This window comes from Pseudomonas sp. L13, assembly GCF_009935965.1.
Classification (GTDB): domain Bacteria; phylum Pseudomonadota; class Gammaproteobacteria; order Pseudomonadales; family Pseudomonadaceae; genus Aquipseudomonas; species Aquipseudomonas lactis.
Window position 1 is genome coordinate 13,162 of record NZ_QODJ01000026.1, and the last position, 19,125, is coordinate 32,286.

A 19,125-nucleotide genomic window follows, 5' to 3' on the forward strand; every position below is an offset into this window, starting at 1 on the left:
CTTGCGCACCAAAATGAGGCTCGCACGCAAGCGTAAATCGGATAGAGGCCAGCCTTCTTGCGCCCGCATTATCTACTTCAAACAAGGAACCGTGCGTTCGCCGGCCATTGATGTGCTGCGTCGCTAAAACCTCAATAGAACAAAATCAATAAAAGGGCGTTTGAATGAAGCGATTTACCCCCTGTGTTCTGGCCGCGATATTAACGGTCCCCTCACTGCAGGCCATGGCAGCAGCCGATCTGGTATTCACCAATGGCAAGGTTTTCACCGGTGTCCCCGGCCAAGCGCTGGTTCAAGCGGTGGCGGTGGAAAACGGAAAGATCCTCGAAGTCGGCAGCGACGCACAGATCAATGCCCTCGCCGATGCCAACACTCAACGGTTCGACCTTGCGGGCAAGGTCTTGATGCCCGGCATGATTGATACTCACAGCCATCCGGTGTCTGCAGGTCTCGCGAGCCTGGGTGCCAACTTGCTGGATGAAGAAAAGCCATTGCCCGAGCTTGAGCAATGGATCATCGAGCAAGATAAGGCAGGCCGGGCAAGATCCGGGGACGTCATCTTAATTGCCGGCACCAGCTCGGCCTATTGGGATAAAAGCCGCGAACTGGGCAAGATCTTCAACCAGGGTCGCTGGGCCGACCAACCGCTGGTGCTCAGTGGCATCGACGGCCACACCGGCTGGGCCAACAACGCCATGCTCAAGCGTGTGAAAGTCGATGCGGCACTGGTAAAAGGCCTGCCTGCGAACGAGCGTGACTACATCGGTCACGAAAACGACTTCACCCCCACCGGCTATTTTGCCGAGTCTCGCTGGGATCAGGTCCGCAATAAGGTTCCTGCACCGAGCAAAGAGATCATGCTCAAGGCTGCCCGCGAAGCGGTGAAGGTCAACAATGGTTATGGCGTCACCGCGTGGATGGATGCGGCATCAAACGCCGGCAATGGCGACTCGCTGTTCGACTTCACCGCAACGGAGCAGAGCTACGGCGTGCTGCCGTTCTACCGCGAACTGGCCGAGAAGGGCGAACTCAGTGCCCACGTCGCCGCCTTGATGCTGACCAACTCCAAAAGCAAGCCGGCCGACCTGGAAGCCGTGGCCAAGGTGATGAAAAAATTCGAGGGCGTGCCCAACCTGACATTCCCCGGCATCAAGATCTTTGCTGACGGCATCATGGAGTTTCCAGGGCAGACCGCAGCGGTCATCGTCCCCTACAAAAACACTAATAAACGCGGTCAGTTGCTGATTGATCCGAAGCATTTCGGTGAGTTGGTGGTGGCTGCGGAAAAGCGCGGCTGGATCATGCATGTGCACGCCGACGGTGACCGCGCCGTACGTGAAGCCCTCAATGGCGTTGCTTATGCGCGCCGCCTCAACCCGACGCCTGTGGCCCATAGCCTCGCCCACTTGCAAGTGGTCAACCCAGACGATTTCCCTCGCTTCAAGCAACTGGGGGTCATTGCCTCCATGCAATTGCTGTGGGCCACCAGCGAGAGTTACACCGAAGAACTGGTCAAGCCTTACATCAGTACGTCTGCCTACGATCACCTGTACCCCGCCAAATCCCTGCATGACGCGGGTGCAACCATCGCGGGCGGCAGTGACTGGCCCGTCTCTGGCCCCAACCCGTGGAATGCCATTGCTCAGGCCAGCACGCGTAAGGGCCCGTTGGGAGTGCTTAACGCCAAGGAAAGCCTTGATCGCCAGACCATGCTCTACGCCTACACCCTCAACGCCGCCAAGACTCTGCGCCTGGATCAACAGATCGGCTCGCTGGAACCCGGCAAGCAGGCTGACCTGATCGTCCTTGATCGCGATGTGTTCAAGGTCAGTGACGACGAGCTATTCGAGACCAAGGTCCTGAACACCTTCTTCTCCGGCAAACAGGTTTACGCCCCCGGCGCCTGACTCACTCGCTCAACATCACACAAAACACTTGGCGCCGCCCCCACAGCGGCGCTGGGCATGGTCGCGCCTGGAATAACTCACACACTCATAACAATAAGAGACTCCTATGAACGCACTTTGCGTCTTCACGCTTGCAGCGCTCGCCTTGACCCCACTGGCCAACGCTCAAGCCGTCGAGCTCAACGACAGCTTCGAGCTCATCATCAACCCCGCGCTGGTCAGCGACTATCGCACCAGTGGCCTCTCGCAAACCCTGGGTGACCCTGCCGCACAACTGGGGATTACCCTCAACCACGCCAGTGGTTTGTACGCCGGCGTCTGGACCTCGAATGTCGATTTTGGCAATGGCTCCAAAACGCGCCAGGAAATCGAATATTTCGCCGGCTATTTTTGGCAAATCCATGAAGGCATCAGCCTGGACACTTTCTACACGCAGTATGAGTACCCGCGCCAAAGCGATTACAACCAGGGTGAACTCAAGACTGTCCTTGATGTTTACGGCGTTCTGCTCGGCGGCAAATACGTGCGCAACATGAAAGGCCCCGACTACGAGGATGAACATGGCCAGTTCCACAAGGGTAAACAAGACGAGGACCTGTCGTCGTGGTTCATCGGTTACCACACCGTGCTGCCCGCAGAGGTCGGCCTGGAAGCTCGCTATGAATACGTCGACTACAAAGACGATGTATTTTTCAGTAACAACGGCAACGGCCGTGCCGATTATCACAACTGGGAAATCAAGTTCAGCCGAGAGTTGGTCGGCGTTAACTGGTCGCTGAGCTATATCGACACCGACCTCTCGAAAGCCGAATGCACCAGCTTTACCGGCTTCGATAACCTGTGCAGCGCAACAATAGTGGCCGGCGCGAGCAAGCCGTTCTAACCCGCCCGTCAGCTTGCATGTGGTTCGAAATAACCTTGAAAAAGTTACTATAGGTAATCTCACATACACCCGTTAAGAAAGAGCCAGAACCGATGACAGATTTGAATACCCTGCGCGCCAGCCTCAACAGCGGCGAACATGTCTTTGCCGACACCCTGGCCTTTATCGCCGCCGGTTACGACTACCAGCCGCAAGCCTTCACCAACGGCAGTGTGGAAAATGCCGCCGGGCAAAATGAAGGGTCGTGCAAGACCTTGGGTCTGGCGCTGCTGGAAGGGTTGAGTGATCAGGAAGCACTGCTGGCGTTTGGTGAGCATTACCGGTCGGTGGTGGCCACTCCGGACGGCAGTGACCATGGCAATATTCGGGCGTTGATTGCGCAGGGTTTGGCAGGTGTGAAGTTTGCCCAACAACCTTTGACTCGCCGCTGATTCGATGTGAAAACCCGATCAATGTGGGAGCCGGGCTTGCCCGCGATGGCGTTGGCGACTAACACACCGCTATCGCAGGCAAGCCAGCTCCCACAGCGATTGGGTTAACACCTCAGGATTGCGGTGCTGCTTGAATCGCAGGCATAAAAAACCGGCCTCGCAGCCGGTTTTTTTATTTCAGCGATTTAGAAGGACGCATCCTTCAAACCGTCGAGGTAACGCTCAGCATCCAGGGCCGCCATGCAACCGGCGCCGGCCGAGGTGATGGCCTGGCGGTAGACGTGGTCTGCCACGTCGCCGGCAGCGAAGATACCTTCGATGTTGGTCGCAGTCGCATTGCCTTCACGGCCGCCCTGCACCACCAGGTACCCGTCCTTGGCTTCCAGCACACCTTCAAACAGCGAGGTGTTCGGCGTGTGGCCGATGGCGATGAACACACCGTCGACTTTCAGCTCGTCGAAGCTGCCGTCGTTGTTCTTCAGGCGGGCACCGGTCACACCCATGTTGTCGCCCAGGACTTCATCCAGGGTGGCGTTGAGCTTGAGGATGATCTTGCCTTCAGCAACACGGGCGTGCAGCTTGTCGATCAGGATTTTCTCGGCGCGGAAGGTCTCGCGGCGGTGAACCAGGGTCACGGTGCTGGCGATGTTGGCCAGGTACAGCGCCTCTTCCACGGCAGTGTTGCCACCGCCGACCACGGCAACCGGCTTGTTGCGGTAGAAGAAACCATCGCAGGTGGCGCAGGCCGAAACGCCCTTGCCCATGAACGCTTCTTCCGACGGCAGGCCCAGGTAACGTGCACTGGCGCCGGTGGCGATGATCAGTGCGTCGCAGGTGTACACACCGCTATCACCGGTCAGGCTGTAAGGCTTTTTCGAGAAGTCGACCTTGTTGATATGGTCGAAGACGATCTCGGTTTCAAAGCGCTCGGCGTGCTCTTTCATACGCTCCATCAGCACCGGGCCGGTCAAGCCGTGGACATCGCCCGGCCAGTTGTCGACTTCAGTAGTGGTGGTCAACTGACCGCCCGCCTGCATGCCGGTGATCAGCAGCGGCTTGAGATTGGCCCGGGCAGCGTAGACAGCGGCGCTGTAACCGGCAGGGCCGGAACCGAGAATAATCACTCGGGAATGACGGGTATCAGACATGACTCACTCCTACCGACCGCCCAGACTACAGGGCGGCGGGAATAAAAAAGGACGGCGAAGCACTTGGGGAAGGCTTTGACTCGCCAGGTCCTGAAAAATAATGGGTGCAGCGTATCGAGGGGGGCAAGATTAAGGAAATACGCATTAACAATCCAGCTCATAGGTGTTCTCTATGCGCGCGATTGAGTTAATCGACCCCTTTGTAACCCTGGATGTCGCCTACCTGCCGGAGCTTTCACATCAGGTGCAAAGCCGGTAAGGTCGGCGCGTTCGCCATTCTGCTCGGAGTATTCCATGCCCGCCCCTGCTCTTTCCGGCCCGCAATACCTGCGTGAAGGCCTCAAACTGGTGTTGAGCCCTGGCCTGCGCCTGTTTGTGTTGCTGCCGTTGGCGATCAACCTGGTGCTGTTCGTCGGGTTGATCTATTTTGCCGGCCATCAGTTCAGCCTGTGGGTCGACAGCTTGATGCCAACGCTGCCCCACTGGCTAGGTTTTTTGAATTACCTGTTGTGGCCGCTGTTTGTCGTGCTGGTGGTGCTGATGGTGTTTTTCACGTTCACGATGCTCGCCAATATCATCGCCGCGCCGTTCAACGGGTTTCTCGCCGAGAAAGTCGAGGTCGTGGTACGTGGCACCGATGACTTCCCGCCGTTCAGTTGGGCTGAACTGGCCGCCATGGTCCCGCGCACCCTGGCGCGGGAGATGCGTAAGCTGGGTTACTTCCTGCCTCGTGCCATCGGCCTGTTTATCCTGTCGTTCATCCCGGTGGTCAACCTGATCGCGGCGCCGTTGTGGCTGTTGTTTGGCGTGTGGATGATGGCGATCCAGTACATCGACTACCCGGCCGACAACCACAAGCTGGGCTGGAACGAAATGCTCGCCTGGCTGCGCCAGAAGCGCTGGCAGAGCATGAGCTTTGGCGGCATTGTTTACCTGGTGCTGCTGGTGCCGGTGGTCAACCTGTTAATGATGCCAGCGGCGGTGGCCGGGGCGACGTTGTTCTGGGTGCGTGAGCAAGGCGCCGAAGCGATGGCGCAGCAAGCGGTGGCCAAGTCATAAATCCATCATCGCACTGACACAATGGCGACATGGCCCACGCCGACACTGTGGGTCATGACGACAGCCTCGCTTCACATCACCCTCATTACCGAAACCTTCCCGCCGGAAATCAACGGGGTGGCCAATACCCTTGGCCGCCTGTGCGAAGGTTTGCGCTCACGCGGCCATCAGGTCGAGCTGGTACGCCCACGCCAGAATGCCGACCAAAGCCGCCCCAGCGACGATGAACTGCTGCTGTGCCGCGGCTGGCCATTGCCCGGCTATCCAGGGCTGCAATGGGGCCAATCGTCAATGCGCAAGTTGCTGCGCCGCTGGACGCGCCAGCGCCCCGATGTGCTGTATATCGCCACCGAAGGGCCGCTGGGGCTTTCGGCGTTGCGCGCCGCGCGGCGCCTGGGCATCAGCGTGGTCAGCGGCTTTCATACCAATTTCCAGCAGTATTCGAACCAGTATGGCTTGAGCCTGTTGAGCCGCGTGGTCACCCATTACCTGCGCTGGTTTCATAACCGCTCAAGCCTGACCCTGGTGCCAAGTGCCAGTCAGCGCCTGGAGTTGGAGCGTCGACATTTCGAGCGTCTGGGCATGTTGTCGCGGGGTGTGGACAGCCAACTGTTCCATCCAGCCAAACGCAATAATGCCTTGCGTGATGATTGGGGCGTGGAGAACGACGATATTGCCGTCCTGCATGTGGGACGCCTGGCCCAGGAGAAGAATCTGGGGCTGCTCAAGCGCTGCTTTGAGGCATTGCAAGCTACCTACCCAAGGCGGCGCATGAAGCTGATTATCGTCGGTGATGGCCCCCAACGTTCGTCACTGGAACGTGACTTGCCCGATGCGGTGTTCTGCGGAGCTCAACGCGGCGAGGAGTTGGCAAAGCATTACGCCTCAGGGGATTTGTTCCTGTTCCCAAGCCTGACCGAAACCTTCGGCAATGTGGTACTTGAAGCGATGGCTTCAGGCCTGGGAGTGGTGGCTTATGATCAAGCAGCCGCAAGCCAGCATCTGCGTCATGGCTATAGCGGCGCACTGGCAATGCCTGGGGATGAAAACGCGTTTTGCGATGCGGCCATCTGGCTGCTGGAGGAGCGTGAAACGCTACGCAGAGCGCGCTTGAATGCCCGACAACATGCCAGCCGCCAGGGCTGGCCGGCAATTATCGAGCAATTCGAGCGCCAGTTGCGTGGGGTATGCGAGGACGGTCAACCGGTGCCTGCCCTCTCACCGCTCACGCCAGGGTCATCAGCGCCTCACGACTGAAGGGCAAGATGTCACCCTCGCGCCCTTCGCGCACCTTCACGGCCCAATCCGGGTCCACCAGCAGCGCACGGCCTACAGCCACGAGGTCGAACTCATCGTTGTTCAGGCGCTCCAGCAGTTTCTCCAGGCTGGCAGGCTGGGCGACTTTGTCGGTGTTGACCATGAACTGCAGGAACTCGCCATCCAGGCCCACGCTGCCCACCGTGATGGTTGGCTTGCCGGTGAGCTGACGCGTCCAGCCGGCCAGGTTGAGGTCGGAGCCTTCAAATTCCGGCTCCCAGAAACGGCGGGTGGAGCAGTGAAAAATATCCACGCCGGCGTCCGACAGTGGCTTGAGGAACTCACCCAACGCTTCAGGGGTTTGTACCAGCCGCGCGGTGTAGTCTTGCTGCTTCCACTGGGAGAAACGCAAGATGATCGGAAAGTCCGGGCCGACAGCGGCGCGGGTCGCCTGGATCAGTTCAATGGCAAAGCGCGAACGGTTGGCCAGGCTGCCACCGTATTCGTCGGTGCGCTGGTTGCTGCCTTCCCAGAAAAACTGGTCGACGAGGTAGCCGTGGGCACCGTGGATTTCCACGCCGTCCATGCCGATGGCCTGGGCATCCTTGGCGGCTTGGGCGAAGGCGTTGATCACCTCCTTGATGTCCTGTTTGGTCATGCCGTGCACAACGACATTGCCGTCCTTGAGCTTTTCCATCGGGCCATAAGCCGGCACGCTGGCATCAGGCTCCGTGCCGATACGGCGCACACTGCCCACATGCCACAGCTGCGGGACAATCTTGCCGCCTTCAGCGTGGACCGCATCGACCACTTTCTTCCAGCCAGCCAAGGCGGCTTCACCGTAGAAATGCGGCACGTTGGGGTAGCCGTTGGAAGCCTGGTGCCCGACCACGGTGCCTTCAGTGATGATCAAGCCCACACCGGCAGCCGCACGGCGACGGTAGTACTCAATGACTTTGGAGTTGGGTACGCCACCTGGGGAGAACGAGCGGGTCATGGGCGCCATGACCACGCGGGTCGACAGTTGCAATGCACCGAGCTGGAAGGGTTTGAACAAGGCTTGGACGGGCATGGAACGCTCCACGGCAAAGGAATTTATGACGTGGATAATATGCAGACCACAGCGCCACTCATAGCACTATTGATCTAAATGATTAAGGTACAAAAGCGCCCAAATACCTGTATGAGCGAGCTTGCTCGCGAAGAACCCGAGGATGCCACGTACTTAAGGAAGCACGCGTTATCGTTGGCGATTTTCGCGAGCAAGCTCGCTCCTACAGTGGATGGGAGTCAGGCCAGGGCTTTTTCGATGGCCTGGATGATGGAGGGATCTTCTGGGGGCGTACGGGGTGAGAAGCGCGCAAGTACGCGGCCATCTTTACCTAACAGGAATTTCTCGAAGTTCCAGGTGATATCCCCGGGGAATTCAGCGCCCTCGCCCGCCAGCAAGCGGTACAACTGGTGCCGACCAGGGCCGTTGACCTCGATCTTGCTGCCCAGTGGAAAGGTTACGCCGTAGCTCAGGCTGCAGAACTCGCGGATTTCTTCCTCGCTGCCCGGTTCCTGACCGGCAAACTGGTTGCAGGGCAGGCCAAGCACGGTAAACCCCTGGGCCTTGTACTGCTGGTAGAGGTTCTCCAACGCCGCGTATTGCGGGGTCAAACCACACTTGGACGCCACATTGACCACCAGCACAACCTGGCCCTTGAAAGGCGCCAGCGGTAGCGCTTGTCCGTCCAAGGCTTTGAGTTTCAGATCGTGGAAAGCACTCATGACGAACTCCAGATATCCCATGTTCTTTGCATTGCAGCCCTTCGGAGCTTACAACCGGCAAAGCTGCAATCATAGACGCCGGTGACGAAACTCGCCTGCAGGTTACTGAGCGGTCGGCCAGGGCAAAATCGGAATCGCCGTCACCGCATTCTGTGGGCTGCCTTCGATCAGGCGGTCGCTGTACACCAGATACACCAGGGTGTTGCGCTTCTTGTCGAGGAAACGCACGACCTGCATGGTCTTGAACACCAGGGAGGTGCGCTCCTTGAACACTTCGTCGCCGTCCTTGAGCTCACCCTTGAAGTGGATCGGGCCCACCTGGCGGCAAGCGATCGAGGCTTCGGCACGGTCTTCGGCCAGGCCCAGGCCGCCCTTTACGCCGCCGGTCTTGGCACGCGACAGGTAGCACGTCACGCCATCGACCTTGGGGTCGTCAAACGCTTCGACCACAATCCGGTCGTTGGGGCCGACGAACTTGAACACCGTCGACACCTGGCCGACCTCTTCGGCCGAGGCCAGCAGCGGCATGGCCAACAGCAGGCCGAGCAATCCCTTCATCACGCGCATCGTGTATTTCCTATGGTTAGACCAGGATCAGGTTGTCGCGGTGAACCAGTTCCGGTTCTGCCATATAACCCAAGAGTCCGACAATGGCGTCGGAGGGTTGTCCAATAATCTTCTGTGCTTCCAGGGCGCTGTAGTTGGCCAGGCCGCGCGCAATCTCGCGACCGTCTGGGGCGACGCACACCACCATCTCGCCACGACGGAAGCTGCCCTGCACCAACTTCACCCCCACCGGCAGCAGGCTCTTGTTGCCCTGGGACAACGCCGCTACTGCGCCTGCGTCCAGCACCAGGGTGCCACGGGTTTGCAGATGACCGGCCAGCCATTGCTTGCGCGCTGCCAGCATGCCGCGCTCCGGCGACAGCAGCGTACCGATGCGCTCACCGGCCTTGAGGCGATCGAGCACGCGCTCCAGGCGCCCGCCGACGATAATGGTGTGGGCCCCCGAACGCGCCGCCAGGCGCGCGGCGCGCAACTTGGTCTGCATGCCACCGCGGCCCAGGGCTCCGCCGACACTGCCGGCGACCGCATCCAGCGCCGGGTCATCGGCGCGGGCTTCATAGATAAGCTGGGCATCGGGGTTGTTGCGCGGGTCGGCGTCGAACATGCCATCGCGGTCGGTGAGGATCACCAGCAGGTCGGCCTCTACCAGATTGGCCACCAAGGCGGCCAGGGTGTCGTTGTCACCGAAGCGGATTTCGTCGGTGACCACGGTGTCGTTTTCGTTGATGACCGGGATGACCTTGAGCTCCACCAGCGCGCGCAAGGTGCTGCGGGCGTTGAGGTAGCGCTTGCGGTCGGACAGGTCGTCGTGGGTCAGCAGCACCTGCGCCGTGTGGCGGCCGTGCTCGGCAAAGCTGGACTCCCAGGCTTGCACCAGGCCCATCTGGCCGATGGCGGCGGCGGCTTGCAGTTCGTGCATCGCGCTGGGTCGCGCGGTCCAGCCGAGGCGGCTCATCCCGGCGGCAACCGCTCCGGACGACACCAGTACCAACTCGACGCCTGCTTCATGCAAGGCCACCATCTGCTCGACCCAGACGCTCATGGCTGCGCGATCCAGACCTTTGCCATCCGCCGTCAACAGCGCACTGCCGATTTTCACGACCCAGCGCTGCGCACCTGTCACTTTGCTCCGCATCATCTTCAACCTTAGAGTGAGGGCCGCGCGACCCAGCGCTGCCCATAACGTTATACCCGGATACCAAAACGCCGCTCCAGGGAGCGGCGTTCAAGTTTATCGCAACGGATCAGTCACGCACGTAAATGATTTCCGGACCGTCTTCATCATCCACGTCTTCTTCGTCCCAATCATCGTCGCCGATGTCGTGGACCGACTTCACGCCGCTGCGGCGCAGGGCACGCTGGTCGTCCAGGGCCTGCAACTGGGCGCGGGCTTCGTCTTCGATCTGCTGGTCGAGTTCGGCGAGTTCGGCCTTGTACACCGGGTCGGCCGCCAGGCGGTCGGCACGGTCTTCCAGGTAACGCATGATGTCGCGGGTCAGGCGCTCGGTGCCTTCTTTGGCGATGGCCGAGATGACATAGACCGGACCTTCCCACTCCAGGCGATCAACGATCTCCTTGACGCGCTCTTCGTGCTCTTCTTCCAGGATCTGGTCGCACTTGTTCAGTACCAACCAGCGATCGCGCTCGGCCAGGGCCGGGCTGAACTTGGTCAGCTCGCTGACGATGACTTCGGCGGCATCGGCAGCACTGGTGTCATCCAGCGGCGCCATGTCGACGAGGTGCAGCAGCAAACGGGTGCGGGACAAGTGCTTGAGGAAGCGGATACCCAGGCCTGCGCCGTCGGAAGCGCCTTCGATCAGGCCAGGAATGTCGGCAACCACGAAGCTTTTCCAGCGGTCTACGCTGACCACACCCAGGTTTGGCACCAGGGTCGTGAACGGGTAGTCGGCGACTTTCGGCTTGGCGGCCGATACCGAGCGGATGAAGGTACTTTTACCCGCGTTCGGCAGGCCCAGCAGGCCCACGTCCGCCAATACTTTCATTTCCAGCTTGAGGTCACGCTGCTCGCCTGGCTTGCCCGGCGTGGTCTGGCGCGGTGCGCGGTTGGTACTGGACTTGAATCGGGTGTTACCCAGACCGTGCCAGCCGCCCTGCACAACCATCAGCTTCTGGCCGGCCTTGGTCAGGTCGCCGATCACTTCCTGGGTCGCAGAGTCGATGATCGTGGTGCCGACCGGTACGCGCAGTACCAGGTCTTCACCTTTTTTACCGGTGCAGTCGGTGCTGCCGCCGTTGGAGCCACGCTCGGCATCGAAGTGCCGGGTGTAACGGTAGTCGACCAGGGTGTTGAGGTTCTCGTCGGCCATCATGTAGATGGAACCGCCGTCACCGCCGTCACCGCCGTTCGGGCCACCGTTTTCGATGAATTTTTCGCGACGGAAACTCATGCAACCGTTACCGCCGTCGCCTGCTTTTACTCGGATTGAAACTTCATCAACGAACTTCATAACAAAACGCCTCTCGCCGCATGGACGAGCTTAAGAAACCAAGACATAAGACTCTTGCAAAAATGAGCGCAGCGACCTCAATCAGCGACCGCAAACCAGCGCCTGAGCTCATCACAGACAGCTTTGCAAGAGACTCACTCCACAAACGAAAAAGCCCCGTCGCAAGACAGGGCTTTTCCAGCGATCTCGCAATTAAGCTGCGACAACGCTCACGTAACGGCGGTTGAACGCGCCCTTTACTTCGAACTTGATCACGCCTTCGATTTTAGCGAAGAGGGTGTGATCTTTACCCATGCCAACACCGTAACCGGCGTGGAATTGGGTGCCGCGCTGACGCACGATGATGTTGCCCGGAATGATTTTCTGGCCGCCATACATCTTCACGCCAAGGCGTTTGGCTTCTGAGTCGCGACCGTTACGGGTACTACCACCAGCTTTTTTGTGTGCCATGAGTCAATTCTCCTAGTGAGGAATTAGGCTGAAATTAAGCCTGAATACCGGTGATTTTGATCTCGGTGTACCACTGGCGGTGGCCCATACGCTTCATGTGGTGCTTACGACGACGGAACTTGATGATGCGGACTTTATCGTGACGACCTTGGGAGATCACTTCAGCCACAACGGTAGCGCCAGCAACAACTGGAGCGCCGATGTTCACGTCATCGCCATTGGCGACCAACAGAACGCGATCAAAAGTAACGGAATCGCCAGTAGCGACTTCCAGTTTCTCGATCTTCAGGTATTCACCTGGGGCGACTTTGTATTGCTTGCCACCAGTAACAATTACTGCGTACGACATGGTATTTCTCCGATAATCCTGCTCACCCAGCGCTTTATAAGAAGAGGTATTGGCTGGCATGGCTGCATGGGATGGACGTCCCGAATGCAATTGCGTAAGGCAGGTGCTGCCCAGGAAGTTCAGGGTGCGCGATTGTACGCAAGCTATGGGAGGCTTGCAAGGGGCCGTCTATCGCGCCTTGACACTGCGGGGTGAGGGTCCTAGCATGCCGCGCAACCCTTCTGGAGCGACTGTCGCTGATGCAACCCCAAGCTTTCTACCGCGCGGTCGCGGACGATTTTAGCGCCGTCGACGGCATCATCAAGCAGCAGCTGACGTCTAAAGTGCCGCTGGTCTCCAAAATTGGCGACTACATTACGTCGGCGGGCGGCAAACGCCTGCGTCCTTTATTAGTGTTGCTGTGTGGCAAGGCCCTGGGCCGTCAAGGCGATGACCTGCGCCTGCTGGCCGCCACCATCGAATTCCTGCACACCGCCACCCTGCTGCATGACGACGTGGTCGACATGTCCGGCATGCGCCGTGGTCGCGAGACCGCAAACGCCATGTGGGGTAATGCGCCCAGCGTGTTGGTGGGCGATTTCCTGTATTCGCGTTCGTTCGAAATGATGGTCGAGCTGGGCTCGATGCCCGTGATGAAGATTCTTTCACAGGCCACACGCATCATCGCCGAAGGCGAAGTGTTGCAGCTGTCCAAAGTCCGCGACGCCAGCACCACCGAAGAAACCTATATGGAAGTGATTCGCGGCAAAACCGCGATGCTCTTCGAAGCCTCTACCCACAGTGCCGCCGCGCTGTGTGGCGCCACCGCCGAACAGGCCGAGGCGCTGCGCACGTTCGGTGACCACCTGGGCGTGGCGTTCCAACTGGTGGATGACCTGCTCGATTACAAGGGCGACGCCGAAACCCTGGGCAAGAACGTCGGTGACGACCTGGCCGAGGGCAAGCCGACCTTGCCGCTGATCTACACCATGCGCGAAGGCACGCCGGAACAGGCCGCCCTGGTGCGCAAGGCGATCCAGAAAGGCGGGATCGAAGACCTGGAAGCCATCCGTGCCGCCGTGGAAGCCTCGGGTTCCCTGGAGTACACCGCGCAACTGGCGCGTGACTACGTGGCCCGTGCAATTACGTGTCTGGAAGCCCTGCCGGCCAGTGAATACCGGGATGCCCTGGTTGAGCTGAGTGAGTTTGCGGTGGCCCGTACTCACTGATTCCGCGCTGTTTAATGTAGGAGCTGGCTTGCCTGCGATGAGTGTAGTGAATTCACTGCCGCTATCGCAGGCAAGCCAGCTCCCACATTAGGACGAGTCCAACCCCACCCGCGTTTAAAACCCTATATAATGTGCGACTTTTAGCCATCCCTGACTTTCTAGGAGCTTTAGTGAGCACGTTGCCTCCCTGCCCCAAATGCAATTCCGAATACACCTACGAAGACGGCGCCCAGCTGATCTGCCCGGAATGCGCCCATGAATGGTCCGCCACTGGCGAGGTCGAAGTGGCTGGTGATGAAGCCGTGAAGAAAGACTCTGTGGGCAACGTCCTGCAGGACGGCGACACCATCACCGTGATCAAGGACCTCAAGGTCAAGGGCACTTCCCTGGTGGTCAAAGTCGGCACCAAGGTCAAGAACATCCGCCTGTGCGACGGCGACCACGACATCGATTGCAAGATCGACGGTATCGGCCCGATGAAGCTCAAGTCCGAGTTCGTGCGCAAAGTCTGATCCTGCTGCATTCCATCCCGCGCCCGCCGCGGGGTGGCGTTTTGCCCTCTGCGTTGATCGAACGCAATACCCACACAGAAAAAACCAGAAACTGCCAATAGACGCTTGCTATTCTACGAATAAGAATTATTCTCATTGAAACCCATCAAGGAGAACGACCATGACTTATTTGATAGATGCCTGGCTGGACCGTCCACACCCTTACCTGCGAATCCTGCATCGGGAAACCGGTGAAGTCTGTGCGGTGCTCGAAGAAGAAGCGCTGAACGAGCTGCAGGACCAGGGCGATCTGGACGTCAATGGCCTGAGTTCCAGTGAGCCTGGGGTGCTGAAGGAAGTAGTAAGGAATCTGTTTCTATTCTGCTATGCACGAGCGTTGCGCCCGGCGACGGAGCTCAATGGCAAGTTCCATCCATGAGAGACAACAGCCAATACTGTAGGAGCGAGCTTGCTCGCGAAGATATCAGAGGCACCGCGTTAAACCATGTTTTACGCGTTATCGTTGAGGTTCTTCGCGAGCGAGCTCCTACAGGTACGGGGCTTACAGAACGTCGAGCAGCTCGACGTCGAATACCAGAACGCTGTGCGGCGGGATGCTGCCAACGCCTTGAGCGCCGTAAGCCAGTTCGCTCGGCACGTACAGGCGCCATTTGCTGCCGGCATTCATCAGTTGCAGGGCTTCGGTCCAGCCGGCGATCACGCCGCCAACCGGGAATTCTGCAGGCTGGCCGCGCTCGTAGGAACTGTCGAACACAGTGCCGTCGATCAGGGTGCCGTGGTAGTGAGTACGCACTTGGTCTTCACGGGTCGGCTTGGCGCCGGTACCGGCCGTCAGCACTTCAAATTGCAGGCCGGAAGCCAGGGTGGTGATGCCATCACGCTTGGCATTTTCCGCCAGGAAAGCCAGGCCGGCACCCGCTGCGGCTTCAGCCTTGGCAGCGGCTTCGGCTTGCATGATTTCGCGGATCACTTTGAAGCTGGCAGCCATCTGCTCTTGGTCAACACGGCTTGGCTTGCCTGCGAACGCGTCGGTCAGGCCGGCCAGGATCGCGTCCAGGCTGACGCCCGGCGGCGGGTTGTCGCGCAGTTGGTCGCCCAACTGACGGCCGATACCGTAGCTGACGCGGGTTTCGTCGGTGGACAGATTAACTTCGGACATGAAGAGGCTCCGCTGTAGGACGCCACAGTTTCCCGCGCCGCCCAGAACTAAAAGGGCTCGCAGACTAGCACACATGAGCGGGCCGTGATCAGCCCCACCCCGGCTACCAAAGCGCCAGATCATAGGTCAGGTACAACCGGTAGTTGTCCCGGTCACTGGCATAGGTCGAGCGATAAGTGGCCTTGCGCACCTCCACCCCCAGGCCTTTGAAGGTGCTGTCCTGAACCACGTACCGCAGATTCGTGTCGGACTCCCACTCCCGAGCCTCACGCCCTTTGAAGTCGCCGTTTTGCCCTTTGTAGTAGCGGGTCATGAAACTCAAGCCAGGCAGTACCGCCGCCAAGTCATAGTCGTAGCGCAGCATCCAGGTTTGCTCACCCGCCTGGATGAACTTGCCCACACCCGCGTTACTAAAGGAATACACCGTCGACACACTCGCATAGGGCAACGCCGTCTCGCCACTGACTTTCTGATAGCCCACACCCAGCGCCTGCGCACCCAGGCGATAGGTAAACAGGCCGCTGAACATGTCACTGTCGACTGCACCGTTACGTGCCTCACCGGCTTCACTGCTGATGAAATAGCGCAAGTCGCTGGTCAGCGTGCCCCGGCCCAACGGCTGCTTATGCACCAGGCCGAAGAATTGCTGGCGGTAGAATTCGCGCATTTCGCCGTAGTACCAGGTGCCGCTGAGCTTCGGTGTAAAGGCATAAGTGGCGCCAGCGAAATCGAAGTCACTGCCCTTTTTGCCACTGTAGCCCTGGGGATAAATATCCACGCTGTCGGTGGAGTTACGCAGCTTGAATTGATCCAGGTGCCCGGCGTGCAGGTACAAGTCACGAATGCCGGCGTACTCCACTTGGGTACCCTGGAAAGTCTGCGGCAACAGGCGGCCATCGTTGTACACCAGCACCGGGATCTTCGGCAGTAACGTGCCGGTTTTCACCACCGCGTCGCCCCAGCGCAGCTTGGCCGTGACACCCAGGCTGGAAAACTCGCTGGCCGCATGACCATCGTCATGCACCGGCAGCAAACCCGTGCCGGCGTGGGTCGGGCTGGAGTCCAGACGCAAGCCCGCCAGCCCCAGGGCATCCAGGCCAAACCCAACAGTGCCCTCGGTATAACCTGACTGCAGATTGAGCAGAAAGCCCTGGGCCCACTCCTTGCGGTCTTCGCCACCGTCGCGGTAGCCGTCGTTGAAGTAGAAGTTGCGCAAGGTCAATCGGCCCTGGGCATCCTCCCAGAAGCCCTGGGCCATCAATGCCGGTGACAAGCTCGCCAGCAACCCCGCCGAGACTATTCCCCCCTTCGTGAAAAACTCACACATAAACCGTTCCTCAATGCCGTGTTGTGTTTTTTTATGGGCAGTTGCGCAGCGCGACAGGCTGGACGGCATGTCGCGTTGCAGCGGACACTAACGGCTCGTCAACGGCCCCACAACGTTATGCGAGAAGCGCATCAGGCTATGCGTGAAGCACCCGCCGCCCTTCCCAACCGACAGGAAAAACACGGTGAATCTCAAGCAACTCGAAGCTTTCAAGGCGATCATGTCCACCGGCTCGACCATCGGTGCCGCGACGCGCATGGGCCTCTCGCAATCGGCGGTCAGCCGCCTGCTGAGCCAGTTGGAAGAGCATGTGGGTTTTGCCTTGTTCCTGCGCAAGAAAGGCCGCCTGATGGCCACGCCAGAGGCCGAGGAACTGCTCACCGAAGTCGCCGGACTGGTCGATGGGATGCAGCGTATCCAGCGCCTGGCTGACGAGATGCGTGTGGGGCGTTCGCGCAAAAGCCTGCTCAAGGTCGCGGTACCCACCAGCATGACCCAGGAGCTGTTGCCACGCATCGTGGCGCAGTTTCTCAAGGCCCATGACGACACGGTCGTTGAACTGCTGACTGGCTCTTACGACATGATTGAGCGCGCCGTGCTGGACCGTTCCGCCGACCTGGGCTTTGTGCGCCTGCCCACGGAAATTCCCGACTTCGACGTAGAGCCGGTGCTGCAAACCGAAGGCGTCTGCGTGATGCCCGCCGAGCATCCGCTCAGCCGTCATGCCTGCATCGAGGTGCAGCACCTGCGCAACGTACCGCTGGTCATGCTAGGCCGGCAACGCGCCCTGCGGGCCGAGCTGAACCAGGTGTTTCGTGCCGCCAACCTCACGCCGCAGGTGCGGATCGAGGTGCACTCGGTCGGCGCTGCGTGCAGCTTTGTGGCCGAGGGGCTGGGGGTGTCGATCGTCAATGGACTGCTGGCCAGTCACTTCCTGCATTTGCCGATTGTCACCCGCCCGTTTCGCCCGACACTGCCCTACGCATTCGGCCTGGCGTTTCGCGCCAATGAGCCCAGGTCGCAGTTGGTGAACGCGTTTGCCGAGCATCTCAAGCAGCGCCTGGGTGCACAAAACGCATAGCCCGACCCACCTCTCGCATAACGTTGTCGCCGCGAAAACTTTGCCCTAGTGTCCGCCCCACACATGTCACCCCTATAACAACAACGGCACACGCCGGGGCCACCAGCATGAGCGAATCGCAGAGCATACCAACCCAGAAAGCATTGGGCGACACCACGCAACGCAAACAAATCAACCCCGCCATTATCCTGCTGAGCATCGTCCTGCTCGCAGTGGCATTTACCTATGCAGTGAACTCCGGCACCTTCGAGCGCCAAAATGGCCTGGTGATACCGGGCTCTTACCAGGTACTGGAAAAACACGGCTCCCTGGGCCAGCTATTTGCCCTGGAGCCGCGTAAAGCCGGCGACAGCGTGGCGCGCCCGGTGTCCTTGGTGGAAGGTTTCATGGCCATTCCCCAGGGCATCGAAAAACGTGCGGGGCTGATTTTCATGGTGCTATTCATTGGTGGCATGTTCGGAGTCCTGAACAAAGCCTCGGTGATCGACGCCGGCTTGGAACGCATGCTGGGGCTGACCCGGGGCAATATCTACGTACTGGTGCCCTGCCTGATGCTGGTGTTTTCCGCCGGTAGTACCTTCATGGGGCTGGCCAAGGAATTTATCCTGATCGTGCCGTTGATGGTCGCCATGGCCAACCGGCTGGGGCTGTCTAACCTGATCGGGCTGGCCATCGTCACCATCTCGGTGAAGATCGGCTACCTGGCCTCCATCTCCAATCCAGTGGCGCTGTCCGTCGCCCAGCCGATGGTGGGGCTGCCGATTTTCAGTGGCCTGAGCATGCGCGTACTCGCTTATTGCAGTTTCCTGCTGGTGGGGATTGCCTTCGTGCTGTGGAGTATTCGCAAGCACGGTTTCGATGCCACGGCCAAGGTCACCTTCGAAAGTACACCGCTGCCTTTGCGCCACTTGATCAACCTGATCGTGCTGCTCACAGGTATCGCGTTTCTGGTCTACGCCTCCAACCGCTGGGGTTGGAAGTACCATGAGCTGTCGGCGTTTTACCTGCTGCTGACAGTCGCCTTCAGCGTGATCGCAGGGCTGGGCGCAAGCGTGGCGGCCAGCGCCTTTGTCGATGGCATGAAGAAGGTGCTGATCGCCGGCGTGTTGATCGGCCTGGCCACCGCCGTAGAGATCATCCTCAGTACCGGCCAGGTACTGGACACCATCGTCAACAGCCTGGCCAACCTGGTGGGCGACCACGGCCCGATCGTGTCGGCCTATGGCATGTTCTTCGCGCAACTGGGGCTCGATGTACTGATTCCCTCTACCTCTGGCCAGGCGGCAGTGACCATGCCGATTTTCGGGCCCTTGGGCCAGTTGTCCGGCGTCAGCCCGCAGACCACGGTGTTCGCCTTTTTGCTAGGCAACGGCCTGACCAACATGATCACCCCCACCTCCAGCGGCCTGCTGGTACTGCTGGCCACCGCCAATGTCGGCTGGGGCCAGTGGGCGCGCTACATCCTGCCACTGTTCCTGATCTACGCTGCGCTGGCGATGGTGTTGCTGGCCATCGCAGTAACGAGCGGGTACTGAATCGATGAGCG

20 protein-coding genes are annotated in these 19,125 nt (G+C 59.6%); 10 read left to right on the forward strand and 10 right to left on the reverse strand.

Features of this window, described 5'->3' with window-relative positions; translation table 11 throughout:
* Positions 1-164: 164 nt before the first annotated feature.
* The 3 genes from DK871_RS14710 (at position 165) to DK871_RS14720 (ending at position 3,221) form a co-directional block, all read left to right on the forward strand.
* Positions 165-1,907 carry an amidohydrolase gene (locus DK871_RS14710; RefSeq protein ID WP_161905537.1) on the forward strand — a complete coding sequence of 581 codons (1,743 nt, stop codon included), beginning with the start codon at positions 165-167 and terminating at the stop codon, positions 1,905-1,907.
* 106 nt (positions 1,908-2,013) lie between these two features.
* Positions 2,014-2,790: a TorF family putative porin gene (locus DK871_RS14715; RefSeq protein ID WP_161905538.1), complete on the forward strand. Its 777-nt coding sequence runs from the start codon at positions 2,014-2,016 to the stop codon at positions 2,788-2,790.
* A 92-nt stretch (positions 2,791-2,882) separates the two neighbouring features.
* Positions 2,883-3,221: a HopJ type III effector protein gene (locus DK871_RS14720; protein WP_161905539.1), complete on the forward strand. Its 339-nt coding sequence runs from the start codon at positions 2,883-2,885 to the stop codon at positions 3,219-3,221.
* Positions 3,222-3,406: 185 nt separating this feature from the next.
* Here the strand turns inward: DK871_RS14720 and trxB are convergent, their stop codons facing one another.
* A complete protein-coding gene (gene trxB / locus DK871_RS14725) occupies positions 3,407-4,369 on the reverse strand; it encodes a thioredoxin-disulfide reductase (RefSeq protein WP_003194076.1) in 963 nt (320 codons plus the stop codon).
* A gap of 294 nt (positions 4,370-4,663) precedes the next feature.
* On the opposite strand from trxB, the gene cysZ reads away from it, so the two are divergent.
* Both cysZ and DK871_RS14735 read left to right on the forward strand, forming a co-directional pair.
* Entirely contained in the window at positions 4,664-5,428 is a 765-nt protein-coding gene (cysZ, locus tag DK871_RS14730) for a sulfate transporter CysZ (RefSeq protein ID WP_019817478.1), read from the forward strand.
* A gap of 54 nt (positions 5,429-5,482) precedes the next feature.
* Positions 5,483-6,685 carry a glycosyltransferase family 1 protein gene (locus DK871_RS14735; RefSeq protein ID WP_161905540.1) on the forward strand — a complete coding sequence of 401 codons (1,203 nt, stop codon included), beginning with the start codon at positions 5,483-5,485 and terminating at the stop codon, positions 6,683-6,685.
* On the opposite strand, the gene DK871_RS14740 is transcribed toward DK871_RS14735, so the two are convergent.
* The 7 genes from DK871_RS14740 to rplU all read right to left on the reverse strand — a co-directional run bounded on the left by DK871_RS14740 (position 6,654) and on the right by rplU (position 12,292).
* Positions 6,654-7,757 carry an NADH:flavin oxidoreductase gene (locus tag DK871_RS14740; RefSeq protein ID WP_161905541.1) on the reverse strand — a complete coding sequence of 368 codons (1,104 nt, stop codon included), beginning with the start codon at positions 7,755-7,757 and terminating at the stop codon, positions 6,654-6,656. The two genes, DK871_RS14735 and DK871_RS14740, sit on opposite strands and share 32 nt — an antisense overlap.
* Before the next feature lie 218 nt (positions 7,758-7,975).
* Complete coding sequence (locus tag DK871_RS14745) at positions 7,976-8,458, reverse strand: glutathione peroxidase (RefSeq protein ID WP_161905542.1); 483 nt, start codon at positions 8,456-8,458, stop codon at positions 7,976-7,978.
* Positions 8,459-8,560: 102 nt separating this feature from the next.
* A complete protein-coding gene (locus tag DK871_RS14750; RefSeq protein ID WP_003194082.1) occupies positions 8,561-9,025 on the reverse strand; it encodes a CreA family protein in 465 nt (154 codons plus the stop codon).
* 16 nt (positions 9,026-9,041) lie between these two features.
* On the reverse strand, positions 9,042-10,160 hold the full coding sequence (proB, locus tag DK871_RS14755; RefSeq protein WP_003194083.1) for a glutamate 5-kinase: 1,119 nt from the start codon (positions 10,158-10,160) through the stop codon (positions 9,042-9,044).
* A gap of 109 nt (positions 10,161-10,269) precedes the next feature.
* Entirely contained in the window at positions 10,270-11,493 is a 1,224-nt protein-coding gene (cgtA, locus tag DK871_RS14760; protein ID WP_003194084.1) for an Obg family GTPase CgtA, read from the reverse strand.
* Between the two features lie 192 nt (positions 11,494-11,685).
* Positions 11,686-11,943: a 50S ribosomal protein L27 gene (gene rpmA, locus DK871_RS14765; protein WP_003176049.1), complete on the reverse strand. Its 258-nt coding sequence runs from the start codon at positions 11,941-11,943 to the stop codon at positions 11,686-11,688.
* 34 nt (positions 11,944-11,977) lie between these two features.
* Positions 11,978-12,292 carry a 50S ribosomal protein L21 gene (gene rplU, locus DK871_RS14770; protein WP_161905543.1) on the reverse strand — a complete coding sequence of 105 codons (315 nt, stop codon included), beginning with the start codon at positions 12,290-12,292 and terminating at the stop codon, positions 11,978-11,980.
* Positions 12,293-12,531: 239 nt separating this feature from the next.
* On the opposite strand from rplU, the gene DK871_RS14775 reads away from it, so the two are divergent.
* The 3 genes from DK871_RS14775 (at position 12,532) to DK871_RS14785 (ending at position 14,430) form a co-directional block, all read left to right on the forward strand.
* Positions 12,532-13,500, forward strand: coding sequence for a polyprenyl synthetase family protein (locus tag DK871_RS14775; RefSeq protein ID WP_003194086.1), 969 nt, complete (start codon positions 12,532-12,534; stop codon positions 13,498-13,500).
* A 170-nt stretch (positions 13,501-13,670) separates the two neighbouring features.
* Complete coding sequence (locus DK871_RS14780) at positions 13,671-14,012, forward strand: zinc ribbon domain-containing protein YjdM (protein WP_161905544.1); 342 nt, start codon at positions 13,671-13,673, stop codon at positions 14,010-14,012.
* Between the two features lie 160 nt (positions 14,013-14,172).
* A complete protein-coding gene (locus DK871_RS14785) occupies positions 14,173-14,430 on the forward strand; it encodes a hypothetical protein (RefSeq protein ID WP_003194088.1) in 258 nt (85 codons plus the stop codon).
* A gap of 123 nt (positions 14,431-14,553) precedes the next feature.
* Here the strand turns inward: DK871_RS14785 and DK871_RS14790 are convergent, their stop codons facing one another.
* Positions 14,554-15,171: an FKBP-type peptidyl-prolyl cis-trans isomerase gene (locus DK871_RS14790; RefSeq protein ID WP_003194089.1), complete on the reverse strand. Its 618-nt coding sequence runs from the start codon at positions 15,169-15,171 to the stop codon at positions 14,554-14,556.
* Positions 15,172-15,274: 103 nt separating this feature from the next.
* Positions 15,275-16,498 carry an OprD family porin gene (locus tag DK871_RS14795; RefSeq protein ID WP_178116056.1) on the reverse strand — a complete coding sequence of 408 codons (1,224 nt, stop codon included), beginning with the start codon at positions 16,496-16,498 and terminating at the stop codon, positions 15,275-15,277.
* Positions 16,499-16,682: 184 nt separating this feature from the next.
* On the opposite strand from DK871_RS14795, the gene DK871_RS14800 reads away from it, so the two are divergent.
* Together DK871_RS14800 and DK871_RS14805 are read left to right on the forward strand one after the other, a co-directional pair.
* Entirely contained in the window at positions 16,683-17,579 is an 897-nt protein-coding gene (locus tag DK871_RS14800; protein WP_161905545.1) for a LysR family transcriptional regulator, read from the forward strand.
* A 107-nt stretch (positions 17,580-17,686) separates the two neighbouring features.
* A complete protein-coding gene (locus tag DK871_RS14805; RefSeq protein ID WP_161905546.1) occupies positions 17,687-19,114 on the forward strand; it encodes a YfcC family protein in 1,428 nt (475 codons plus the stop codon).
* The last annotated feature ends 11 nt before the right edge of the window (positions 19,115-19,125 follow it).